This is a genomic window from Nocardioides daejeonensis, from assembly GCF_003194585.1.
Lineage (GTDB): Bacteria > Actinomycetota > Actinomycetes > Propionibacteriales > Nocardioidaceae > Nocardioides > Nocardioides daejeonensis.
In genome coordinates, this window is record NZ_QHKZ01000004.1 from 485,525 (window position 1) to 505,480 (window position 19,956).

The window sequence follows — 19,956 nt, forward strand, 5'->3', positions numbered from 1 at the left end:
CGACTCCTTATCCTGTGGTCGGTGGTGTGGCGGCCTGAACCCGGGCGTCGGGCTCGGGACCGGCGCTCTCGGCGGTCAACGGCTGCGCGAGACTCTCCAGTGAACGGCCCTCCGCGCGTACGCCGAGGAGCAGTTCCACGACGCCGCCGGCGATCATCAGGACCGCCCCGATGAAGTAGCCGACCGCGATCCCGGTGATCTCGCCGCTGTCGGCGGAGCGTTCGATGAGGGCACCGAAGAGCAACGGCCCGCTGATCCCGCCGGCGGCGGTACCGACGGCGTAGAAGAACGCGATGCAGAGCGCGCGGGTCTCCATCGGGAAGACCTCGCTGGCAGTCAGGTACGCCGCACTCGCGCCAGCCGAGGCGAAGAAGAAGATCAGCGCGCCCAGGGCGGTGAGCTCCACCGCGTCAAGACGACCCAGGAGCAGGCCGGTGCCGCCCAGCAGCGCTCCGGAGAAGATGTAGGTCCCCGCGATCATCCGGATCCTGCCGAGGCGATCGAAGAGGGGGCTGAGCACCAGCGCGCCGATGAAGTTGCTTGCGGCGAAGATCGCCAGGTAGTAGCCGGTCTGCTTGACGTCCAGGAACGTCGTGAGGGTGTCGCCGTAGGTGAAGAAGAAGGCGTTGTAGAGGAACGCCTGCCCGACGAACAGCGAGAAGCAGAGCACGGTACGCCGTGGGTAGAGCGTGAAGACGGTGCGCGCGATCTCACCCATCCCGATGCTCCGACGTTGTCGGATCGTGATGGTCTCGGATACCGGCTCGAGGGCGCGCCCGGCCTCGGCGGTGACGGTCTGCTCGATCTTCCGTACGGTCTGCTCCGCGGCGTCCTCCCGACCGTGGATGAACAGCCATCGAGGGCTTTCCGGCACGTGCCGGCGTACGAGCAGGATGCCGAAGGCCAACAGCGCACCCAGTCCGAAGGCGAGGCGCCAGCCCCATGCGGGGTCGACGAGCGTCGGGTCGAGCAGCGGAATGGTGAGCAACGACCCGCCGGCCGCGCCGATCCAGAAGGAGCCGTTGATCGCCACGTCGACACGCCCGCGGTACTGCGCGGGGATCAGCTCGTCGATCGCCGAGTTGATGGCGGCGTACTCGCCACCGATCCCGGCACCGGTGAGGAAGCGCGCGGCGAAGTACCACAAGGGAGTCATGGCGAACGCTGTCGCGACGGTGGCGACCGTATAGACCCCGAGGGTGAGGAGGAAGAGGCGCTTCCGTCCGAACCGGTCGGTGAGCTGCCCGAAGAAGAGAGCGCCGATACACGCGCCGGCGACGTAGGTCGCGCCAGCCAGGCCGACGTCGAAGTTGCTCAGTCCCAGGCCGGTGTCACCAGGCTTGAGCGGTTCCGACATGGAGCCGACGATGGTCACCTCGAGTCCGTCGAGGATCCAGACCGTGCCGAGGCCGATCACCACCAGCCAGTGCCACCTCGCCCAGGGCAGGCGGTCCAGGCGAGCCGGGATGTCGGTGGTGATCCGGCCCGTGACAGGGCCTGCTGCTCCCTCGGTCATGCTCACGGCGGTACCCACGTGTCCTGCAGGTGACCGCGGACACCTTCGAGGCGTCCGTCTCCCACGCCCAGCTCGCGTCGAAGTCGAGGTCGGTGAACCGCCAGATGGCGTACTGCGTCGCCTCGATCGCGTCGTTCTGGGTGATGCCGGGGACGCCGGCTGCGGTGCCGAACTCCGACAGGCTGAGCGCCGGGTAGCTGTGGGCGAGGATCCAGAGCACCTTGCCCTGCACGACGGGATCGCTGAAGTGGTTGTTGCCGAGGTAGTCGGCGAAGTCGCCGACCGTCGCGTCACGGTGCGGCGCGGCGTCGACGTCATGCTCGATGCAGTAGGCCCAGAAGTCAGGGGCCCCGGGGTTGCCGGGGTCGGCCGGCTGCTGGTTGTAGACGCCGTGCAGGCCGGTACCCGGGTAGCCCTGGAGCTTGCCGCCGAGATAGACGGTCGCGCCGGCGTCCGGATCTGCCGCAGCGCCCGTCGTCCATGCCGGCGCGGTGATGGCGGTCAGTGCCAGTGCGGCCGCGGCGATCCACCGTCCGCGCACCCTCCGGCGTCTCTTGATCTCGCTCACGTTCGTCGATCATGCCTCTCTGATCTCGCGTCACGCGGTGCGTGACCGGCGGGCTCCTCGACGATGGCCGCCGAGCCCCTCTCCGCCTGATATGGAACACACCAGCCCCGACACGTACGACGGCACGCAGCAGCTGTTGCCACCACACGAGACTCAGCACATCCGAGATGCGAACGAGCGGAACTCGGCGCCCAACTGCGCTGGGCTGCTCTGCGTGCGCCGGCGCCAGGGACCGGTCAAGAGACCCTGACCGATGGGGTGCGCGAAGTCGACGGTTGGCGACGACCAGGGCCGAAATTGGTCCCTGCTCGGGGGACAGCTCGCGCAGGTCCGGGCCATGAAGAAGGGCCTGTGGTCAGCTGACCACAGGCCCTTCTCTCGGAGCCGCCTGTCGGAATCGAACCGACGACCTAATCATTACGAGTGATTCGCTCTACCGACTGAGCTAAGGCGGCGTGCTGTCCGTCGCCGGGCAGCGCGAGGAAGTATACGGATGCTGGCGCGCGGTGTGAAAACGGCGGGTGTCTGGCGAGGGGATGCGGCTGTCGGAGCCCCATGGCAGGGTGGAGGAATGGCCGAGATGATCCTCTTCCACCACGTCCTCGGGTTGACCACGGGCGTCACTGAGCTCGCTGATCGCTTCCGGGCGGCAGGTCACACCGTGCACACGCCGGATCTCTTCGACGGCCACACCTTCGAGAGCCTCGACGATGGCATCGCCCACGCTCAGGCAGTCGGCTTCGGCGAGATCGTGAGTCGTGGCGTCGACGCGGCCGAGCGCCTGCCTGCCGAGCTCGTCTACGCGGGCATCTCCGCGGGCGTGATGCCGGCGCAGAGGCTTGCGCAGACCCGTCCAGGGGCGCGCGCCGCGCTGCTGCTCGAGGCGTGCGTTCCGCCGGGCGAGTTCGGCGGGGCGTGGCCCGACGAGGTGCCGGTGCAGATCCACGGCAGGAAGGGCGATCCGTTCTTCGCCGACGAGGGCGATGTCGATGCCGCACGAGCTCTGGCCGAGGACGTCTCCCGAGCCGAGCTCTTCCTCTACCCCGGCGACCAGCACCTCTTCACGGACTCGTCCCTGCCGTCGTACGACGAGGCGGCGGTCCGCCTGCTGGTTCAACGCGCGCTTCCGCTGCTCGGCTGAGGCTCGTGCGCCCCTCGTGGGCGCTCCGGTGTGAGTTCGGGCCTAGAGTCCGGGCATGCCCGCGCCTCATCGACTGCCGACCGATTCTCCCGCCCCAGGCCCCTATTCGGAGCTGCTGGGCTTCCGCTACGTGGGCCTGGCCGATGGCGTCGCTCACGTTGAGGCGGACCCCGGGCCCGAGCACTGCAACGGCGGCGGGATCGTGCACGGCGGCTTCCTCGCCTCGCTTCTCGACACCGCCACGGGTTGGGCCGCCCACGCTCAGTTGTCCCCGGGTACGCCGGCGCCACACGTGCAGCTGAGCGTGCAGTACGTGCGCGCCGCGCTTCCCGGCGAGCCTCTCCTCTGCCACGGACGGGTCTCCGCCGCCGGGAGTCGCATCGTCTCCGCTGAAGCGGAGATCACCCAACGCGGCCGGGTCATCGCCAAGGCAGTCTCCAGCCACGCGGTGCTGCGTTAGGGACGACACCAACCCCTCGCTTCGGCGTACACGCCGTCGTTGCTCCCGCGCACCTGCCGTGGAAATTGCTCTCTTGTGTGCTGTTGCTACGGCCTACAAGCGACAGTTTCCCCGCCCGGGCGGGGAAACTGTGCTCACTCCGGGACCCAGGAGAGGCCCAGGTCGGCGAGAGCGGCGGTGAGGCGGTCGAGGGCGACGGGGCCGACGCCGTGGAGGGCCGCGAGGTCGGTACGCCGCCGCGCGGCGACGGCCTCGAGGCTGTGGAGTCCCTCGGCGCGCAGGGCTCTGGTGGCGGGAGCGCCGATGGTGCGGGGGAGTGGTGTGCCGGCACGGCGGGGGGCGCGGGTGCGCCTCGGGCTGCCGTGGTCGAGAACCACTTCGCCGCGGGGGGAGAGGCGGTAGCCGATGGCGAGGGACTCGGTCAGTCCGCGCTCCTTGAGCTTGCGCACGTCGCGCTTGAAGTCGGCAGTCGGCCGCCCGAGCTCGGCAGCAAGCTCCGGAGCGCGCCGCTCGGGGTTGTCGTCGATGATCCGCAGCGTCTGCCGGGTCCACGGGCCGATGGCGGAGTTGTGGTCGAGCCGGTCGAGCCACGCGAGGATCTCGGTCACTTCGGCCCCGTCGGGCAGGGTCTCTCGCAGGGCGTCACGCGGATCGGGGCCCGCATAGCGCACCTCGACCCGGAAGAGCGGCCGGTCGGCGCGCGCGGAGACCGCCTGCTTGAGGGCGGCCAGCGAGTTGTAGCCAGCACGGTCGGCGTGCTCGGCCCGCAGACCCGATGCGGCCACCTGCTCGACAGAGAGGATCTCGACCAGCCCGATCGCGGTGCGCAGCCGGGTCCCGGTGCGGACCCGGGGACGGTCCCAACGCCGGAACGCCAGATCGATCTCGCCGCGGCGGATGGCCGCAAGCTCGGCGGGTCGGATCATCACCCGTCGAGCATGGCATACGGAGCGCTAGGTGTGATGTCCAGGCAGGTTGTTCTCGATCCTGCTGATGGGCGGGTTTCCGATCGCGGAGTGGTGCCTGTGATGATTGTAGAAGTGCAGCCAGCCGGGGAGTGCTTCTCGGCGCTCAGTCTCTGATGAGTAGAGCTTTGCGTAGGCCCAGCCATCGGCGAGGGTGCGGTGGAAGCGCTCGATCTTCCCGTTGGTCTGCGGCCGGTAGGGGCGGGTCTTCTTCGCGGTGATCTCGAGTTCTTTGCAGGCGTCGCGCCATGCGTGGGACTTGTAGGCCGAACCGTTGTCGGAGAGGACGCGTTCGACGCGGACACCACGGTCCGCGAACCAGGTCACGGCGCGACGCAGAACACCGATCGCCGTTGCGGCTTTCTCGTCGGTGCAGATCTCGGCGTAAGCGACGCGGGAGTGGTCATCGATGACGGTGTGCACGAACGCGGTGCCCAAGCGCGGCTCGTAGCGGTGGTTCCGGCTCTGCAGACGGGTGGCGGTGGCCTCACGGTTGCGTTCGCCCTGGACACGGCCAACGAAGCGCCAGCCGCCGCCGTCGGGGATGTTGCCGAACTTGGTGACATCGACGTGGAGCAACGACCCGGGATACTCGTGCTCGTAACGACGGATCGGTTCTCCGGTGACCCGATCGATCGATGAGAGCCGGTTGATCCGGCACCGGACCAGCACGGCATGGACGGTCGAGGCGGGAAGGCCGAGCTCGCCACCAATCTGGACCGGGCCGAGCCGTCGACGCCACCGCGCCTTCACGATCCGCTTCACTGTCGCCGGTGGGGTCTTCGTCGGCATCGACCGAGGCCGACTCGACCGATCCGACATTCCGGCAGGCCCTTCCGAACGCAGCCGGTCCGCCCACTTGCGGCCAGTGACGGGCGAGACCATGAACATCCTCGCCGCAGCGGCGACAGACCATCCATCCTCGACGATCAGACGCGCCAACCGAAGACGGGCGCGTGGGGTCAGGGCAGCGTTAGCGTGGGACACGAGGGCCTCCAGGTTCGTGAAGCGGTTGAACTCAACAGCTCCACTTCACAACCGGAGGCCCTCGCCCGTCAGCTCTTCACAGCCGTGTCACCGAAACAACGTCCCTGGACATCACACCTAGGCCGTGTTGCTCAACGCCGTGGCCTGCTGTGCGCGGCCCCACGGGCGCCTGGACTGCGTTGTCGTCACTCAACGATGCTGGCGCATCGCCTCCCTCCTCCGCCTTGCCAGCCACTCCGTGGATGCCGCGCTCGCGACGGCCGAGCGTTGACCAACACGGCCTAGTCGTGCTCGTCGGCGGGCCCGGAGTGGGTCGCCGGCCCCTCGACGGTCGCGCCGCCCTCGGAACTCCAGTCCGACGGCGTTCCCTCGTCTTCGCGCTCCTCCTGCTGCGTGGAGAGGTTCGGGTCGCTGGTCGTGTCCGGATCGACCTGTTCGTGCTCGTGGCTGCTCATGGTCACCTCCTGCATCGCCTCGTCGCGTTCCGGTACCCAGGAGGCCGGTGGTCAAGCGGTCGGCCGGGGACGGTCGGCAGAGTGCCACCCCCCAGCCGGGTGATCGTGGCGTGGCCCGCTCGGGCCACGCCGTCCAACTCCCGTCCAGACCCCGCCCCGAGCCCTCCACAGAGTCGCCACGCCCATGTGAACCTGCCGGTGGGAGGCGAGGGCGATGCATCAGATCGACGGTTCCGGCCGATTCACTTCACTGGTCGGCGTGGCTCTGCTGGCCTTCACCGTGCACGTCGCCGGCCTCACCCCGTCGACTACGCAGCCCGAGGCCGCGCCGATCACCACCACCTGGGTCGACGCTCCGGCTCCCTTGCGCGCACGTGCGGCCAAGCAGGTCAGTGTGCAGACACCGCCGAGGGTCCTGGTGGGGACAAGGTTCCGGGTTCGGGTGCAGCTACCGACCGCCGTTCGCCGGCCCGTCCAACTCCAGGAGCGCCGCGCAGGTGGCTGGAAAGTGGTCGCTACCGCTCGCACCTCGAAGAAGGGCCGCGCCACGCTGAGCGGAAACGCGGGGGTCAAGCCGGGTCATCGCACCTTCCGGGTGCGTGCGCCGAAGGCGCGCCCGTGGCCCGCTCTGACGTCGGTCAAGCAGGTCGTCGAGGTGCAGGAGCCGATGCTCGGGGAGCCGCCGGTCGACGAGCCGACGTCGCCCGGACCCACGCCGGACCCGGACCCGACCGAGGATCTCTTCGATGCCGTCGAGCCCCTGGCTGCCGGTGCCGGCCTGCTCGGCAGCCTGACGGACTGGCGCTGGCTGCACGACGGGGTGACGGGACGCTGGGATCCGTGCCTGGTGATCCGTTGGCGCTACAACCCGACCGGCGGCTACGCCGGCTCGCTGGCGGACGTGTCGCGCGCGTTCGCACGCGTCGCGGGAGCGACCGGACTCCGCTTCAAGTACGTCGGTACGACGGAGCTCGTCCCCGCCTCCGGCGTCCGCGCACCCGACGCCGACGTGGTGGTGGGCTGGGCCGGCACCGAGGTCGCGGCGTTCCAGCGTGGTGCGGTCGGGCTCGGCGGCAACACGATGTACCCGATCTCGGGGCGGGACGTGGCCTACGAGGTCGCCCACGGCTTCATCCTCTTCAACCGCACGGCGCGGCTTCCGCTCGGCTTCGCCGCGAGTGGCAACCCGACCTGGGGCCAGGCGATGACGCACGAGGTGCTGCACGTGGTCGGGTTGGGGCACGCCCAGGGGGCGGAGCAGCTGATGGCCCCGACGGTCTCGTGGCGCAACCACCTGATGGGCGCGGGCGATCTCGCCGGCGCGATCCGGCTCGGCGCCGTACGAGGCTGTCTCTAGGAGGGTCCCGCTACGGAGCTCGCCCGCGGCGAGCGTCACGACATCGGCGACTGCTGCTGGTCGCGTGACCATTCCAGCTGCGGAGCGGCGGAGGCGAGCAGCCCGTTGCGCCAGCAGGCATGCACGGTGAATGCGGCGACCGCCACGCCCATCACGCCGAGGCCGAGGTCGCCGAGCGTGTCGACGTAGGCCATCCGCTTCTCGGTGTGGCTGGAGATGAAGGCGAAGTACTCGCCGATCTCCCAGAAGATGGCGGCGGTCGCGCCGAACGCCAGCGCGCGCTCCAAGGTGGCGGCGAGGGTGGCACTCCGGTGCAGGGTGAGCAGGACCCAGGCGGCCGCGAGCAGGCCGGTGTTGACGAAGTGCATCCAGTCGTCGAACCAGACGATCTGGTCGTAGAGGTCGAGCCGGTTGCCGAGGATGTCGGTGAAGCAGGTCAGTGTGATGAGGAAGTCGGCCAGCCAGGGGAACGACGCCCGCTCGCGCCAGAAGCACCACCAGATGGCGGGCACGGCGAAGGAGAGCATCGGGTAGGCGATGGCGCGTACGCCGGCCGCCTTGTCTTCCATATGGCCCAGCTCCGGCGCCAGCAGCGCGGTCGCCAGCATCAGCACCAATCCCGCCTTGGCGGTCAGATTGAGCGCCCGGAGGAGGTGCGGGGTGGGGTACCGGGTCGCGGCGAACGTCTGGGTCATCGCGAAGATCCTAATGACACCACTCACGTGAACAGGGCATAACCCCTGGAACGTCCCCGGTCGCCATGTGGGCGACGACCGGGGACAGGACGCCCTCCGCAGGGGCGAGGCTGACGTCCGGACGATGATTCTACGGTCGTTGTACGTCGCTGCTGGGCGGGGTCCCGCCGGACTGCCCGGAACGGTGCCGCGGGGGCGGGGCCGGGCCATGCGCGACCGGGCCGAACGTCCCGATGGTCTGGACCACTTGGGGGAGATTGGCGTGGTTTCGTGCTTCGTCAGGTCGCGGCGGCTATTGTTTGCAGTGCCCCGCAGGTGACCCGAGACGCCTGCGGGGCTTCTACATTCCCGTCCGTGATCCGGTCGGGCCAGGAGCAGTGAGGCGGGAGGTCAGTCCTCCTCGACCTCGGCCTCCTCAAGGAACTCGATCGCGACGCGCAGCAGCTGCACGGCCATCTCCGGGTCCATGCCGGCGAGCATGATCTTGAGCCCCAGATCGGCCTCGGAGTCGAGGTCCCAGTCGTCGGCGTCGGGCGAGGTGTCCGGCAGCTCGGAGAGCTCAAGGTGGATGCCGGGGCGGGCCGCGGACAGCTCCGCCGTGTGGGTGAGGGACTCGTCGGCGACGGCCTGCGCGGCCACGCTCAGGGTGAGGTCCTCGGTCTCCTCGTGGTCGTGCGTCATATCTGCTCCTGGTGTGGTGGTGAGATGCCGGGAACGACCCTACGGGACCGCCCCGAGGGGCTCGGCGATCGACTGGATGCGCCGGGTGGCGAGCTCGATCATCAGGCGTGCGGCTGGTGAGAGGACGGCGTCGGTGCGGTGTGCGATGGCGAGTGTGTCCCACTGCTTGGGGCGCAGTGACGTGTAGCCGGCGTCGGGAGCCAGGCGCGGCAGGAGCTGCCGCGCGGCGCCCTTGTGGATGATCGAGTCGGCGAGACCTCGCCCGACCAGCTCGACGGCGGTCTCCACGTCCTCCACCTCGATCCGGGTGGTGGTGCTGATGCCGATCTCGTGCAGCCAGCGGCGCAGGATCCGGCGCGTCGAGTCCTCGGCGCGGAAGCTCGCCTCGGCCATCACCAGCGGCGCGCTGGCGAGCGCCTTGGCGGTGACCGGTCGGGCCAGGCGCTCAGGGTCTGCGCTGATGTAGACGAGTTCGTCCCGGGCGACGGGGATCACGGTCAGCCCCTCGGCGGTCACCTGCGGGATCGCGATCATCGCCGCCTCGAGATGGCCGCGTCGCAGCTGTTCCTGGACCTCCGTCGAGTTCTGGCCGACCAGCTCCACGCGTACGCCCGGATGCCGCTCCAGCACGTCGGCCACCAGGGAGGCGCCTGCGTAGAGCCGGACGGTGCCGAAGGCGCCGAACCGGATCGTGCCCGTCTCCAGGGTCGCCACGCTGCGCACCGCGCGCTCGGCGGCGTCCGCCGCGGCCAGAGTCTGCTCCGCATGAGGGCGCAGTGTCTCCGCGGCGGTGGTGGGTACGACGCCCCGGCCGACGCGGGTGAAGAGCGTGACGCCGAGGCTCCGTTCCAGGCTCCGGATCTGCTCGGAGACGCTCGGCTGGGCGTAGCCGAGCTGCTCCGCCGCGGCAGTCAGGGAGCCGTGCTCGACCGTGGTCAGGAAGCAGCGGAGCTGATGCAGAGAAAGCATAGGTTTCCCCTAGGGATCGCCAAGGAAAGAAAGCCTACCCCTATCGGTTGCAGTGACGGAGAATTGTCCGTGCCACCGTTCCGTCCCGATCCAGCGAGGCCCGCCATGTTCGTCCACCACTGCAGCTCCTGCGACAAGTCCCAGCTGATCTTCCCCAGCCAGGTCCGCGGCGTTGCCGACAACGGTGGCCTGGCCTTCACCTGCTGGTGCGGCGCTGAGCAGGTCTGGTCCATGGGCCGTGAGATCGAGGTCGTCACCGAGGCGCGAAGCGCCGCCTGAGCCGCAGGCCACACCGCCTGCTCGAGTCACCCGACGCCGAGCCGCCGCTCGGCACGCACCTGCGCTCCGCCGTACCGGCCGGGGCGCAGTCTGCATCTGCGCCGAGACGCCAGCTTCAGCCTGTTGAGCGGCCCAAGAGAATCGCCTGGTCGTTGGGGCACTCGACAACTCATTGGTGACATCTCGACGGGGCCGACGCCGGTATCGACCCGAGGTGGTCGTGCCGGGCGCGGTCATCTAGGCTCGATGACACAAGACAGGGGAGCCCACCCATGCGGGTGAGCTGAGAGTGCGGAGCAGCCGCAGACCCTCAGGACCTGATCCGGTTAGCACCGGCGATAGGGAGTCAGTTCAATGAGTCATTCCATGCGTCGGCGTACGCGACGAGCCGGCCTGCTCGGCCTGGCGTTGGCGACGGCCCTCAGTGGCTGCTCGCTGATGGGCGGCACCGAGAAGCATGAGGCCTCCGGCGGCACCGACCCGTCGGCTGGGCCCGACGAGCTCCGGGGCACCACGGTGGTGCTGGCCACCCACGAGTCGTTCTCCCTGCCCAAGAAGCTCGTGAAGGCGTTCCAGGAGGAGACCGGCATCACCCTGACCGTGCGGCCGTCGGGGGACGCCGGCGAGCTCACCACCAAGCTGGCGCTGAACGCCGACAACCCCTTCGCCGACCTCGCCTTCGGGGTCGACAACACCTTTGCCACCCGCGCGGTGGAGGCAGGCGTCTTCGCCGACACCGAGGTCGACCTTCCTGCCAGCGCGGAGAAGCTGCGCCTCGAGGGGAAGGCGGCGAGTCAGCTGGTGCCGGTCGACCAGGCCTCGGTCTGCGTCAACGTCGACACCGCCTGGTTCGCCGACCACGACCAGTCACCGCCGCAGAGCTTCGACGACCTGGCGGATCCCGCTTGGCGCGACCTCACGGCTATCCCGGCAGCCACGACCAGCTCGCCGGGGCTCGCCTTCCTGCTCGCCACCATCGCCGAGTTCGGCGAGGACGGATGGCAGGGCTACTGGGAGCGCCTGCTCGACAACGGCGCCAAGCTGAGCAGCGGTTGGAGCGACGCCTACTACAGCGACTTCACCGGTGGCGGCGAGGGCGACCGCCCGATCGTCGTCTCCTACGACACCTCGCCCGCCTTCACCATCGATGAGGAGAGCGGCACGTCGACCACGGAGGCGCTGCTCGACACCTGCTTCCGTCAGGTCGAGTACGCCGGAGTGCTGGCGGGCGCGAAGAACCCAGCGGGTGCCGCGCGGGTTCTGGAGTTCCTGCTGAGCCCCGAGGTGCAGGCGGCGCTGCCGGAGCAGATGTATGTCTTCCCGGTCGACGACACAGTGAAGTTGCCCGCTGATTGGGCGGCGTACGCCAAGCAGCCGAGCGAGCCGCTGCAGGTGAGCTCGGCGGAGATCGACGAGAACCGACAGAAGTGGCTGACCGAATGGACCGACCTCACCTCCCGGTGACCGGATCCCTACGGCGACTGGCCGGTCTGCTCGGGCTGGCCGGCCTCCCCGTCGTCGTCCTCGGCGTCTTCTTCGTGCTCCCGGTGAGCGCGATGATCAGCCTCGGAATCTGGCCGCATGGCCGGTTCGACCTCGAGCCCGCCTGGGCCGCGCTGCAACGGGAGCGGACCCTGCGGGTGCTCTGGTTCACGGTCTGGGCGGCAGGTGCGGCGACGGTGCTCGCGGTCGCTGTCGGCGTACCGACGGCCCATGCCCTGCACCGGCTGCGGCTTCCCGGAGCCCGGGTGATCCGCGCGGTCCTGATGGCGCCGTTCGTGCTGCCGACAGTGGTGGTGGGCGTTGCCTTCGACCAGCTGCTGGGAGCGGACGGTCCGCTCGCCTTCCTCGGCTGGGAGGGCACTCCCTGGGCGATCATCGCGGCGATGGTCTTCTTCAACCTGGCCGTCGTGGTGCGCACCGTCGGCACCGCCTGGGAGTCGCTGGACCCGCGCCCGGCCCAGGCTGCGGCCGCGCTGGGGGCCACCCCGTGGCAGGTCTTCCGGATCGCGACCTGGCCGGCGCTGCGAGGCTCGGTCGTCTCGGCGGCCACCGTCGTGTTCCTCTTCTGCGCGACCGCCTTCGGCGTCGTCCTGGTGCTCGGCGGGATGCGGCACGCGACCGTCGAGACCGAGATCTACCTCCTGACCACGGTGCTCTTCGACCTGCCGGCAGCCGCGGCGCTGTGCCTGCTTCAGTTCCTCGTGGTCGTGCTCCTGCTGGCGGTGGCGCAACGAGCCCGGCGCGGTCAGGTGACCGGGCAGCGGGTGCTCGCGCGGCCGCGGAGCGTGCGCTCGGGCGACCTGCCGGCCATCGCGGTCGCCCTCGCCGGGCTGGCCCTGGTGCTGGTGCCCGTCGGCTCGCTGGCGCTGCGGTCGTTCCGGGTCGGCGACGACTGGAGCCTGGGCAACTACCGGCACCTGAACGCCGCCGACGACCCGGCGATCCCGGTGACGGTGCTGGAGGCGCTGGCGAACTCCCTGCGGGTCGCCGCCGACGCGACCTGGATGGCGGTCGCTCTCGGCCTGCTCGTGGCGCTCGCGGTCACCCGGCGCTCTCACAACCGCGTCGAACGGCGAGTGCGGGGGCTGCTCGACGGTCTCTTCATGCTTCCCCTCGGGGTCTCTGCGGTGACGCTCGGCTTTGGCTTCTTCATCGCCCTCGACGAGCCCCCGCTCGACCTGCGCGACTCCCCGTTGCTCGTCCCCATCGCCCAGGCGCTGGTCGCGTTGCCGCTCGTGGTCCGGATCCTGGTGCCCGTCCTGGCCGGCATCGACGATCGGCAGCGTCAGGCCGCCGCGGGGCTCGGCGCCTCGCCGTTGCGCCGCGTCCTGACCGTTGACCTCGCGGTGGTCTGGCAGCCGCTGCTGGCTGCCACCGGCTTCGCCTACGCGGTCTCCTTGGGCGAGTTCGGCGCCACCTCCTTCCTGGCGCGCTCGGAGCATCCGACGCTGCCCGTCCTCATCTTCCGGCTCCTCGGTACGCCGGGCGCCCATCACTACGGCACCGCCGTGGCTGCCTCGGTCGTGCTCGCCGCGGCGACCGCGCTCGTCATGCTTGCGGTGGAACGACTCCGGGTGCCCGGAGTAGGAGGATTCTGACGACATGGCGATGCTCGAGATCGACGACCTGACGGTGCGGTACGACGACACCTCGGCCGTCGACGGTGTCTCCCTGCGCGTTGAGCGCGGCGAGATCCTGGCAGTGCTCGGTCCGTCCGGATGCGGCAAGTCCACGCTGCTCCGTGCGGTGGCGGGGCTGGAGCCGCCGGCCGCCGGCTGCGTGCGCGCCGACGGGGAGGATCTGGCGCGGGTGCCGACGCATCGACGCGGCTTCGCCCTCATGTTCCAAGACGGCCAGCTCTTCAACCAGAAGACCGTGGCCGGCAACGTCGGCTATCCCCTCCGGATCCGGCGGCGGCCGCGCGCGGAGGTGCGGGACCGGGTCGCCGAGCTTCTGGAGCTGGTCGGGCTGTCGGCGTACGCCGAACGCCGGCCGGACTCCCTCTCCGGCGGCGAGCGGCAGCGGGTGGCGCTGGCACGAGCGCTCGCCGTAGAGCCGCGGTTGTTGCTGCTCGACGAGCCGCTGAGCGCCCTGGATGCGGCGTTGCGGGACCGGCTGGCCGGGGAACTGCGGGAGATCCTCACCGCGGCGGGTACGACGGCCCTGCTGGTCACCCACGACCACGAGGAGGCGTTCGCTGTGGCCGATCGGATGGCGTTGATGCGCGCCGGCCGGGTCGTGCAGTCCGGGACTCCGGCAGACGTGTGGGCGGCCCCCGTCGACGCCGAGGCGGCCGACTTCCTCGGATACGACCGTGTCGTGCGAGGAGACGCCGCGGCGCTGTTGCTGCGCGCGGCGGGGAGGAGCGGCGGGGGCGCGGTCGCCCTGCGGCGCTCCGCCCTCGAGGTCGACGAGCACGGGCCGCTGGCGGGCCGGATCGTGGCCTTCCGATCCGCCCCCGAGCTGCTGCGGCTGACGGTGGCGGTGCCCGGGATCGGTGAGATCGCCGCGGTCGCGCGGCAGGCCGGCGTCTGGGCGGAGGTCGGGGCCGAGGTGAGCCTTCGCGTCGTGCCGGATCGGCTCGCCGTCCTGTCGCACTGAGGCTCGCGGTACGGCGCTGGTGGGGGAGCGGCGCGGTGGTCGGCGACCCGCTGCCGGAGATGGATCGGGACGGGGCGGCCTGCGCGCGGGGCCGGGTGGCCAGCGCCGATCCTCTAAACTGCCCCGCGTGTATCGCCGCGCCTACGCCCTCCTTGTCGGAGTCGCCGGTCTCATGGTGGTGCTCGCGTTCATCGCGGCGACCGCTCTGGGCAAGCGTCTGATCGACCCGGACGGCTTCCTCGGACCCTCGTGGATGCGACTGCCGATGTTGTGCCTGGCAGCGCTCTTCGCCGACATGGTGCCGCGTGCGCTGTGGTTCTCGAAGGGGCGCCCGAAGGCGATGTGGCCCATCGTCCGGGAGCGCTGGCGCGCACACTGGAACCGCGAGCGGCTGACGCTGGTCTTCCTGGGGATCATCTGCTTCTACGTCACCTACGTCAGCTACCGGAACCTGAAGTCCTTCGTGCCGGACATCATGGGCCGGCAGACCAACTACGACCGCCCGCTCGACCTGCTCGATCGGGCCATCTTCCTGGGGCACACCCCTGCCGAGGTGGTGCACGGGATCTTCGGCACGTTCTTCGCCGCGCACATCCTCTCGAGCATCTACCTGCTCTTCATCCCGATGGTCGCGGTCTTCGTGGCGATCTGGTGCGTGTGGTCGCGCAACATCTCCTACGGCTACTGGTTCGTGACGAGCCAGTGCCTGATCTGGGCGCTCGGCACGGCGACCTACTACATGCTGCCGTCACTCGGCCCCGGCTTCGAGTACCAGGCGCGCTACCTGGACCTCACCCACACCGGCACCACCGACCTGATGAACGCGCTCTCCAACAGCAGGGAGGCCGCGCTGTGGTGGGCCGGTTACGACGGCCCGCAGACGGTCGCGGCCTTCGCCAGCCTGCACACCGGCGTCAGCCTCCTGTGGGCGCTGATGGCGCAGTACACGATCCGGCTGCGCTGGGTGCGCTGGGTGATGTGGACCAACTTCACGTTGACCGTCATCGCCACCCTCTACTTCGGCTGGCACTACGTTGCCGACGACGTCGCCGGCGTCGCCATCGCCCTCATCTCCTTCTTCCTCGGCGGCCTGGCCTCCGGCCAGAAGTTCGACAGACACGGGCTCTCGTCCCATCCCACGACCACGACCTCCAAGGTCCCCATCGAAGCCGACGACTGAGCCGCCCGGGCGCCGTCAGATTCCCCGCCCGGGCGGGGAAACACCCGCTTGTATGCCGTAGCTACGGCATACAAGCGGGTGTTTTCGTCACGCAGTGTGACGCGTGGGGCGCAGGATCGAAAACTACAACGATGTAGTTTGCAAGCCGACACGCCGTGAAAGTTGAGAAAATTGAAGATTCCTGTTTCTTTTGTGACGTGAGAGCACTAGCGTGCTTCGCGTTGCCCGAGTGAAGGGGAAGTCACTGGGGCAGAGCCGACGAGAGGACAGCCAGGTGCGCAGCACAGACCGACGACTTCGGCTGGCTGTCCCCGTCGCGCTGGCGGGGGTGCTTCTCGGCGGATCGCTCAGCTGGCAGGCGGCTGCCCAGCCGGATGACACCCCGACCCGCGACGATGTACGCCGCGCCGAGCGTGCCGCGACCGACGCGCGCCGAGACGTCGCCGCCGTACGCACCGACCTGGTGTTGGCCAACCAACGTGCCGAGCAGGCGAGCGTCCGTGCTGCGGCGGCCTACGAGGCGTGGAGCGCCGCTCGGTGGGAGTTCGGCCAGGCCAAGCAGCGTGCCGCTGAGGCGGCGGCCGCTGAGCAGCAGGCGCGCTCCGACCTAGCCGACCGGCGCGCGGAGCTCGACGCGCTGCTCGCCAGTCAGTACGAGTCGGCACCTGCCCTGAGCGCGCTTTCGGCGATCGCCGGCGAAGACGGCATCGACGGCGTCCTCACCCAGGCCAACACCTACTACGGCACGACCACCGCGATCCGGGATCTGGAGGCCGCTGAAGGAGCAGCCGCCGAGCTCGCCGAGCTCGCCACCGACGATGCCGAGCAGGCCAGCGCAGAAGCGGAGCGCCTGGCTGCCCGCACCGAACGGACCCGCCGCGAGGCGCAGCAGGCGGAGCAGGCGGCACTGACCGAGGCGCAGGCCGTCGCCCGCCAGAAGGAGAGCCTGGTCGCCGAGCTCGCCCGTCTCCAGGGAGTCTCGGTCTCGCTCGCGGCTCGCCGCCAAGGTGCTCTGGAGGAGCGCGCCCGGGTGCGGGCACGTCGCGCCGCCGAACGGGAGGCCGAGGAGCAAGCGAAGCAGGAGCCCGCCACCCCGGCCCCGGACGACGCCAACGACGGCCCGACCTCCGACCCAGCGCCGGATCCGCAGCCCGACCCGCCGGCACCGCCCGTGTCGAGCGGCTCTGCTGCGGCCGCCATCGCCTTCGCGAAGGCCCAGATCGGCGACCGCTATGTGTGGGGTGCCGCTGGCCCCGACGCCTGGGACTGCTCCGGCCTGACGATGGCTGCGTGGCAGCGTGGCGGCAAGGCGTTGCCGCACTACTCGGTCGGCCAGTACGCCGCCTCGACTCCGATCGCCCCCGGCGACCTGCGGCCCGGCGATCTCGTCTTCTGGGGCACGTCGAGCAACCCCTCGTCGATCCATCACGTCGCGCTCTACGTCGGCAACGGACAGATCGTGCATGCGCCCCGCACCGGCCGACCGGTCACTCAGGAGTCCATGTACTACTGGATCCCGCCGAACTTCTTCGCGCGACCCTGACGCGCGGGTTCCCGTTGCCAGCCATGCCCTAGCCTCGGGGCATGGCCATCGACGAGTCGCAGCCCGAGGCCGGCTACCGCCAGCCCACCCCGTCCGTTCCCGCCCTCACGCAGATCCTCGACGGCGATCACACCGAGGTACGACGCCTCGTCCGCCAGAACCTCGCCAAGCACCGCGGCATCCTCCTCGAGGCCGAGGAGCTGAGCACCGACGAGTTCCGCGACCGGGTGCGCGATGTGGTCGTCGAGGTGGCCGCCACCGGCCAGACCGCGCTCGGCATGCCCCGCGAGTACGGCGGTGCCGGCGATGTGGCGGCGTCGGTCGCGGCCTTCGAGACGATGGCTTTCGGCGACCTCTCGCTGTTGGTGAAGATCGGCGTGCAGTTCGGGCTCTTCGGCGGTGCCATCCAGCAGCTGGGCACCAAGCCGCATCACGACGCCTACCTGCCAGGGGCGATCGACGGCACCCTGCTGGGCTGCTTCGCCATGACCGAGCGTGGTCACGGCTCGGACGTTCAGGCGCTGGGTACTACCGCGACGTACGACCCGGCGACCGACGAGTTCGTGATCACCACCCCGGACGATGCGGCCCGCAAGGACTACATCGGCAACGCTGCCCGCCACGGCCAGCTCGCCGTCGTCTTCGCGCAGCTGTTGATCGACGGCCGCAGTGAGGGCGTGCATGCCTTCCTGGTGCCGCTCCGCGACGGTGACCGAGTGCTGCCGGGCGTCCGGATCGAGGACTCCGGGCGCAAGCTCGGGCTCAACGGGGTCGACAACGGCCAGATCTGGTTCGACGACGTACGGATCCCCCGGACGGCGCTCCTCAACCGCTTCGCCGACGTCTCGGCCGAGGGTGTCTACTCCTCGCCGATCGACAACCCCAACCGACGTTTCTTCACCATGCTGGGCACCCTCGTCCTCGGCCGGGTCTCCGTCGGAGGCGCCGGGATCAACGCGGCCAAGGTGGCTCTTGCCGTCGCCGTCCGGTACGCCGACCGGCGGCGTCAGTTCACCACCGGCCAGGACCAGCCCGAGCAGCTTCTCCTCGACTACGGGCAGCACCAGCGGCGTCTTCTTCCGCTGCTGGCCCGCACCTACGCGCTGCACTGTGCCCAGGAGGTGCTGGTCCGCGAGCTCGGTGTGGTCTTCAGCAGCCCCGAGCACGACGAGGGTCCGCGCCGGGCGCTGGAGTCTCGCGCTGCGGGTACGAAGGCACTGGGTACCTGGCATGCGACGCGGACCATCCAGGAGTGCCGCGAGGCCTGCGGTGGAGCGGGCTACATGTCACGCAATCGTTTTGCCGCGTTGAAGGCCGACACCGATGTGTTCACCACCTTCGAGGGCGACAACACCGTGCTGATGCAGCTGGTCGCCAAGGGGCTGCTCACCGGCTACTCCTCGGAGTTCGAGGATCTCGACCAGCTCGGCATGGTTCGCTTCGTCGCCGAGCTCGCGGTCGAGTCCGTGATCGAGCGGACCAACGTGGCCAAGCTGTTCGAGCGGGTGCGCGATCTGCTCCCGGGCGGCGAGGAGTGGGACCAGGAGGCCGGGCTGCTCGACCCCAACTACCAGGTGGCGATGCTGCGCTTCCGCGAGCAGCACATGATCAGCGGCGTGGCGCGCCGGCTCAAGCGCGGTGTCGACCAGGGCATGGATGCCGGCGAGGTCTTCTCCCGCGTCCAGGATCATGTGATCGCCACTGCCCACGCCCATGTGGAGCGGCTGGTGCTCGAGGCCTTCATCGACAAGGTCGACAGCCTGGCGGAGTCGGAGGAGAAGACCGCGCTGGGCCTGCTGGTCGACCTGCACGCGTTGACCACGATCGAGGCGGACCGCGCCTGGTTCATGGAGCACGGCCGGCTGACCACGCAGCGCTCGAAGGCGATCAGCCGGGAGGTCAACGACCTGTGCCGCAAGGTGCGACCGCTGGCCGTCGACCTGGTCGACGCCTTCGGCATCCCGCCCGAGGTGCTCCGTGCCGAGGAGTTGCTCACTTGGGGCGAGTAGGGCCCGTGGCGCTTGTCCCGGCGATGGGTACGCCGGAGTGATCGGCTGCGAAGAGGCGCCCGCGGGGTTGTGATTCAGTGATCGAACTGACAGCACAACCCCTGCCGACGAGAAGGAAGCCGACGAAGTTGAGGTTCCAACGAGCCGCTGTCGCTGTCCTGACGAGCGCCCTCTTGGCGGGTTGCGGCGGTAGCGGCGACTCGGAGCATTCTGACCATGACTCGTCCAAGGGCCCGCTGGCCGGCCTAGAGGACACGGGTACGACCATGGATGCCAACGTGGGTGATGTCTTCTCTCTTGGGCAACTCGTAGTCTTCAACAACACCGATCATCGCCTCACGCTCGTTGCCGTCGAACCAGAGATCAAGGGGCAAGGACTCCGCTATCTCGGCTCACGGATAGCAGGCATGGACCGAACTATCGGATTCGTCCAGCTCGACTACGCCTATCCGCCGGTGCATCGCGACGTCTTCCCAACGGAGGAGGCAGTCGGCGCCGTACTGAGGCCGGGCAAAGATGCGAGGAAGCACGGTTACGAGATCTTCCTTGGCTTCGAGGTGGTGAGGTCAGGAAGAACCACTGTCCCAAGCGTCAAGATCACCTATCGAGACGGCGCGCGTACGCTCGTCAAGCGACTGACGTCGACACTGGCACTCTGCGCCCCCAAGCCTCAACCCGACTGCGAACCCGAGTACGGCGACGCCGAATGAGCGCCGGCTCTTCGGCGGTTCGCACCAGGGTGGATCGCCCGATCAGGCTCGACCGTGTGGTGGCGTGGCAATGCCCTCCAGCAGACAGCTACCTCCGATGGGGCGGTGGTGCAGTTCGGCCGGGCTCTTTCCCGACCGCCCAGGCGCAGAGTGGGCGCTGACTGATGCCGGAGTGATCGGCAGCGCCACCTGGCGCGACCTCGACCTACCTCAGACGGTATGACGTGACCGCCTCGGGGTGAGGGGGTTGCGGGCCGGGGCCTCGCCACGCATGTTCGTGGGTTACCGAGCAGGAGGCGCCTGCTCGGCCTGTCCACAGTCGTAGGAGGCCCCGGTG

Annotated in this window: 19 protein-coding genes, 1 tRNA gene and 1 riboswitch; of the genes, 11 read left to right on the forward strand and 9 right to left on the reverse strand. The window is 69.6% G+C overall.

Going from position 1 to position 19,956, the window contains the following annotated elements; translation table 11 throughout:
* Nucleotides 1-7: 7 nt before the first annotated feature.
* The 3 genes from DNK54_RS13435 to DNK54_RS13445 all read right to left on the reverse strand — a co-directional run bounded on the left by DNK54_RS13435 (nt 8) and on the right by DNK54_RS13445 (nt 2,539).
* Nucleotides 8-1,447 carry an MFS transporter gene (locus tag DNK54_RS13435; protein ID WP_239460097.1) on the reverse strand — a complete coding sequence of 480 codons (1,440 nt, stop codon included), beginning with the start codon at nt 1,445-1,447 and terminating at the stop codon, nt 8-10.
* Nucleotides 1,332-2,084 (reverse strand): thioester domain-containing protein, encoded by a 753-nt coding sequence (locus DNK54_RS21515; RefSeq protein WP_110207454.1) that lies wholly within the window; start codon nt 2,082-2,084, stop codon nt 1,332-1,334. Before DNK54_RS21515 ends, DNK54_RS13435 begins: the two co-directional genes overlap by 116 nt.
* A 382-nt stretch (nt 2,085-2,466) precedes the next feature.
* Nucleotides 2,467-2,539: transfer RNA gene (locus tag DNK54_RS13445), tRNA-Thr, on the reverse strand.
* Between the two features lie 116 nt (nt 2,540-2,655).
* Here DNK54_RS13445 and DNK54_RS13450 point away from each other — a divergent pair.
* Both DNK54_RS13450 and DNK54_RS13455 read left to right on the forward strand, forming a co-directional pair.
* Nucleotides 2,656-3,225: a dienelactone hydrolase family protein gene (locus tag DNK54_RS13450; RefSeq protein ID WP_110207455.1), complete on the forward strand. Its 570-nt coding sequence runs from the start codon at nt 2,656-2,658 to the stop codon at nt 3,223-3,225.
* A gap of 55 nt (nt 3,226-3,280) precedes the next feature.
* Nucleotides 3,281-3,685 (forward strand): PaaI family thioesterase, encoded by a 405-nt coding sequence (locus DNK54_RS13455; RefSeq protein ID WP_110207456.1) that lies wholly within the window; start codon nt 3,281-3,283, stop codon nt 3,683-3,685.
* A gap of 134 nt (nt 3,686-3,819) precedes the next feature.
* Here DNK54_RS13455 and DNK54_RS13460 read toward each other — a convergent pair whose 3' ends face one another.
* The 3 genes from DNK54_RS13460 to DNK54_RS13470 form a co-directional block, all read right to left on the reverse strand.
* A complete protein-coding gene (locus DNK54_RS13460) occupies nt 3,820-4,614 on the reverse strand; it encodes a hypothetical protein (RefSeq protein WP_110207457.1) in 795 nt (264 codons plus the stop codon).
* A gap of 24 nt (nt 4,615-4,638) precedes the next feature.
* Complete coding sequence (locus tag DNK54_RS13465; RefSeq protein ID WP_110207458.1) at nt 4,639-5,637, reverse strand: IS481 family transposase; 999 nt, start codon at nt 5,635-5,637, stop codon at nt 4,639-4,641.
* A gap of 281 nt (nt 5,638-5,918) precedes the next feature.
* Nucleotides 5,919-6,092 (reverse strand): hypothetical protein, encoded by a 174-nt coding sequence (locus DNK54_RS13470; protein ID WP_162602455.1) that lies wholly within the window; start codon nt 6,090-6,092, stop codon nt 5,919-5,921.
* A gap of 214 nt (nt 6,093-6,306) precedes the next feature.
* Between DNK54_RS13470 and DNK54_RS13475 the strand changes: the two genes are divergently transcribed.
* Nucleotides 6,307-7,449, forward strand: a complete 1,143-nt coding sequence (locus DNK54_RS13475) for a zinc metalloprotease (RefSeq protein ID WP_110207460.1) — start codon at nt 6,307-6,309, stop codon at nt 7,447-7,449.
* Nucleotides 7,450-7,484: 35 nt separating this feature from the next.
* Here DNK54_RS13475 and DNK54_RS13480 read toward each other — a convergent pair whose 3' ends face one another.
* From DNK54_RS13480 to DNK54_RS13490, 3 genes are all read right to left on the reverse strand, one after another.
* Nucleotides 7,485-8,144, reverse strand: coding sequence for a hypothetical protein (locus DNK54_RS13480; protein ID WP_110207461.1), 660 nt, complete (start codon nt 8,142-8,144; stop codon nt 7,485-7,487).
* Nucleotides 8,145-8,534: 390 nt separating this feature from the next.
* The gene (locus DNK54_RS13485) at nt 8,535-8,825 is read right to left on the reverse strand and encodes a hypothetical protein (protein ID WP_110207462.1); all 291 of its coding nucleotides are present in this window, start codon (nt 8,823-8,825) and stop codon (nt 8,535-8,537) included.
* A gap of 39 nt (nt 8,826-8,864) precedes the next feature.
* Nucleotides 8,865-9,794, reverse strand: coding sequence for a LysR family transcriptional regulator (locus DNK54_RS13490; protein ID WP_110207463.1), 930 nt, complete (start codon nt 9,792-9,794; stop codon nt 8,865-8,867).
* A 105-nt stretch (nt 9,795-9,899) separates the two neighbouring features.
* Between DNK54_RS13490 and DNK54_RS21155 the strand changes: the two genes are divergently transcribed.
* The 8 genes from DNK54_RS21155 (at nt 9,900) to DNK54_RS13525 (ending at nt 19,619) form a co-directional block, all read left to right on the forward strand.
* Nucleotides 9,900-10,073 carry a hypothetical protein gene (locus DNK54_RS21155; protein ID WP_162602456.1) on the forward strand — a complete coding sequence of 58 codons (174 nt, stop codon included), beginning with the start codon at nt 9,900-9,902 and terminating at the stop codon, nt 10,071-10,073.
* Nucleotides 10,074-10,321: 248 nt separating this feature from the next.
* A riboswitch (TPP riboswitch) is annotated at nt 10,322-10,435 on the forward strand.
* A 4-nt stretch (nt 10,436-10,439) separates the two neighbouring features.
* Nucleotides 10,440-11,537: a thiamine ABC transporter substrate-binding protein gene (locus DNK54_RS13495; protein WP_204164590.1), complete on the forward strand. Its 1,098-nt coding sequence runs from the start codon at nt 10,440-10,442 to the stop codon at nt 11,535-11,537.
* Nucleotides 11,513-13,174 carry an ABC transporter permease gene (locus DNK54_RS13500; protein ID WP_110207465.1) on the forward strand — a complete coding sequence of 554 codons (1,662 nt, stop codon included), beginning with the start codon at nt 11,513-11,515 and terminating at the stop codon, nt 13,172-13,174. Before DNK54_RS13495 ends, DNK54_RS13500 begins: the two co-directional genes overlap by 25 nt.
* 4 nt (nt 13,175-13,178) lie before the next feature.
* On the forward strand, nt 13,179-14,177 hold the full coding sequence (locus DNK54_RS13505) for an ABC transporter ATP-binding protein (protein ID WP_239460083.1): 999 nt from the start codon (nt 13,179-13,181) through the stop codon (nt 14,175-14,177).
* Nucleotides 14,178-14,304: 127 nt separating this feature from the next.
* Entirely contained in the window at nt 14,305-15,357 is a 1,053-nt protein-coding gene (locus DNK54_RS13510) for a phosphatase PAP2 family protein (RefSeq protein WP_239460084.1), read from the forward strand.
* 274 nt (nt 15,358-15,631) lie between these two features.
* A complete protein-coding gene (locus DNK54_RS13515; RefSeq protein WP_162602457.1) occupies nt 15,632-16,900 on the forward strand; it encodes an NlpC/P60 family protein in 1,269 nt (422 codons plus the stop codon).
* A gap of 41 nt (nt 16,901-16,941) precedes the next feature.
* On the forward strand, nt 16,942-18,909 hold the full coding sequence (locus DNK54_RS13520; RefSeq protein ID WP_110207467.1) for an acyl-CoA dehydrogenase family protein: 1,968 nt from the start codon (nt 16,942-16,944) through the stop codon (nt 18,907-18,909).
* Between the two features lie 266 nt (nt 18,910-19,175).
* Nucleotides 19,176-19,619 carry a hypothetical protein gene (locus DNK54_RS13525; RefSeq protein WP_110207468.1) on the forward strand — a complete coding sequence of 148 codons (444 nt, stop codon included), beginning with the start codon at nt 19,176-19,178 and terminating at the stop codon, nt 19,617-19,619.
* The last annotated feature ends 337 nt before the right edge of the window (nt 19,620-19,956 follow it).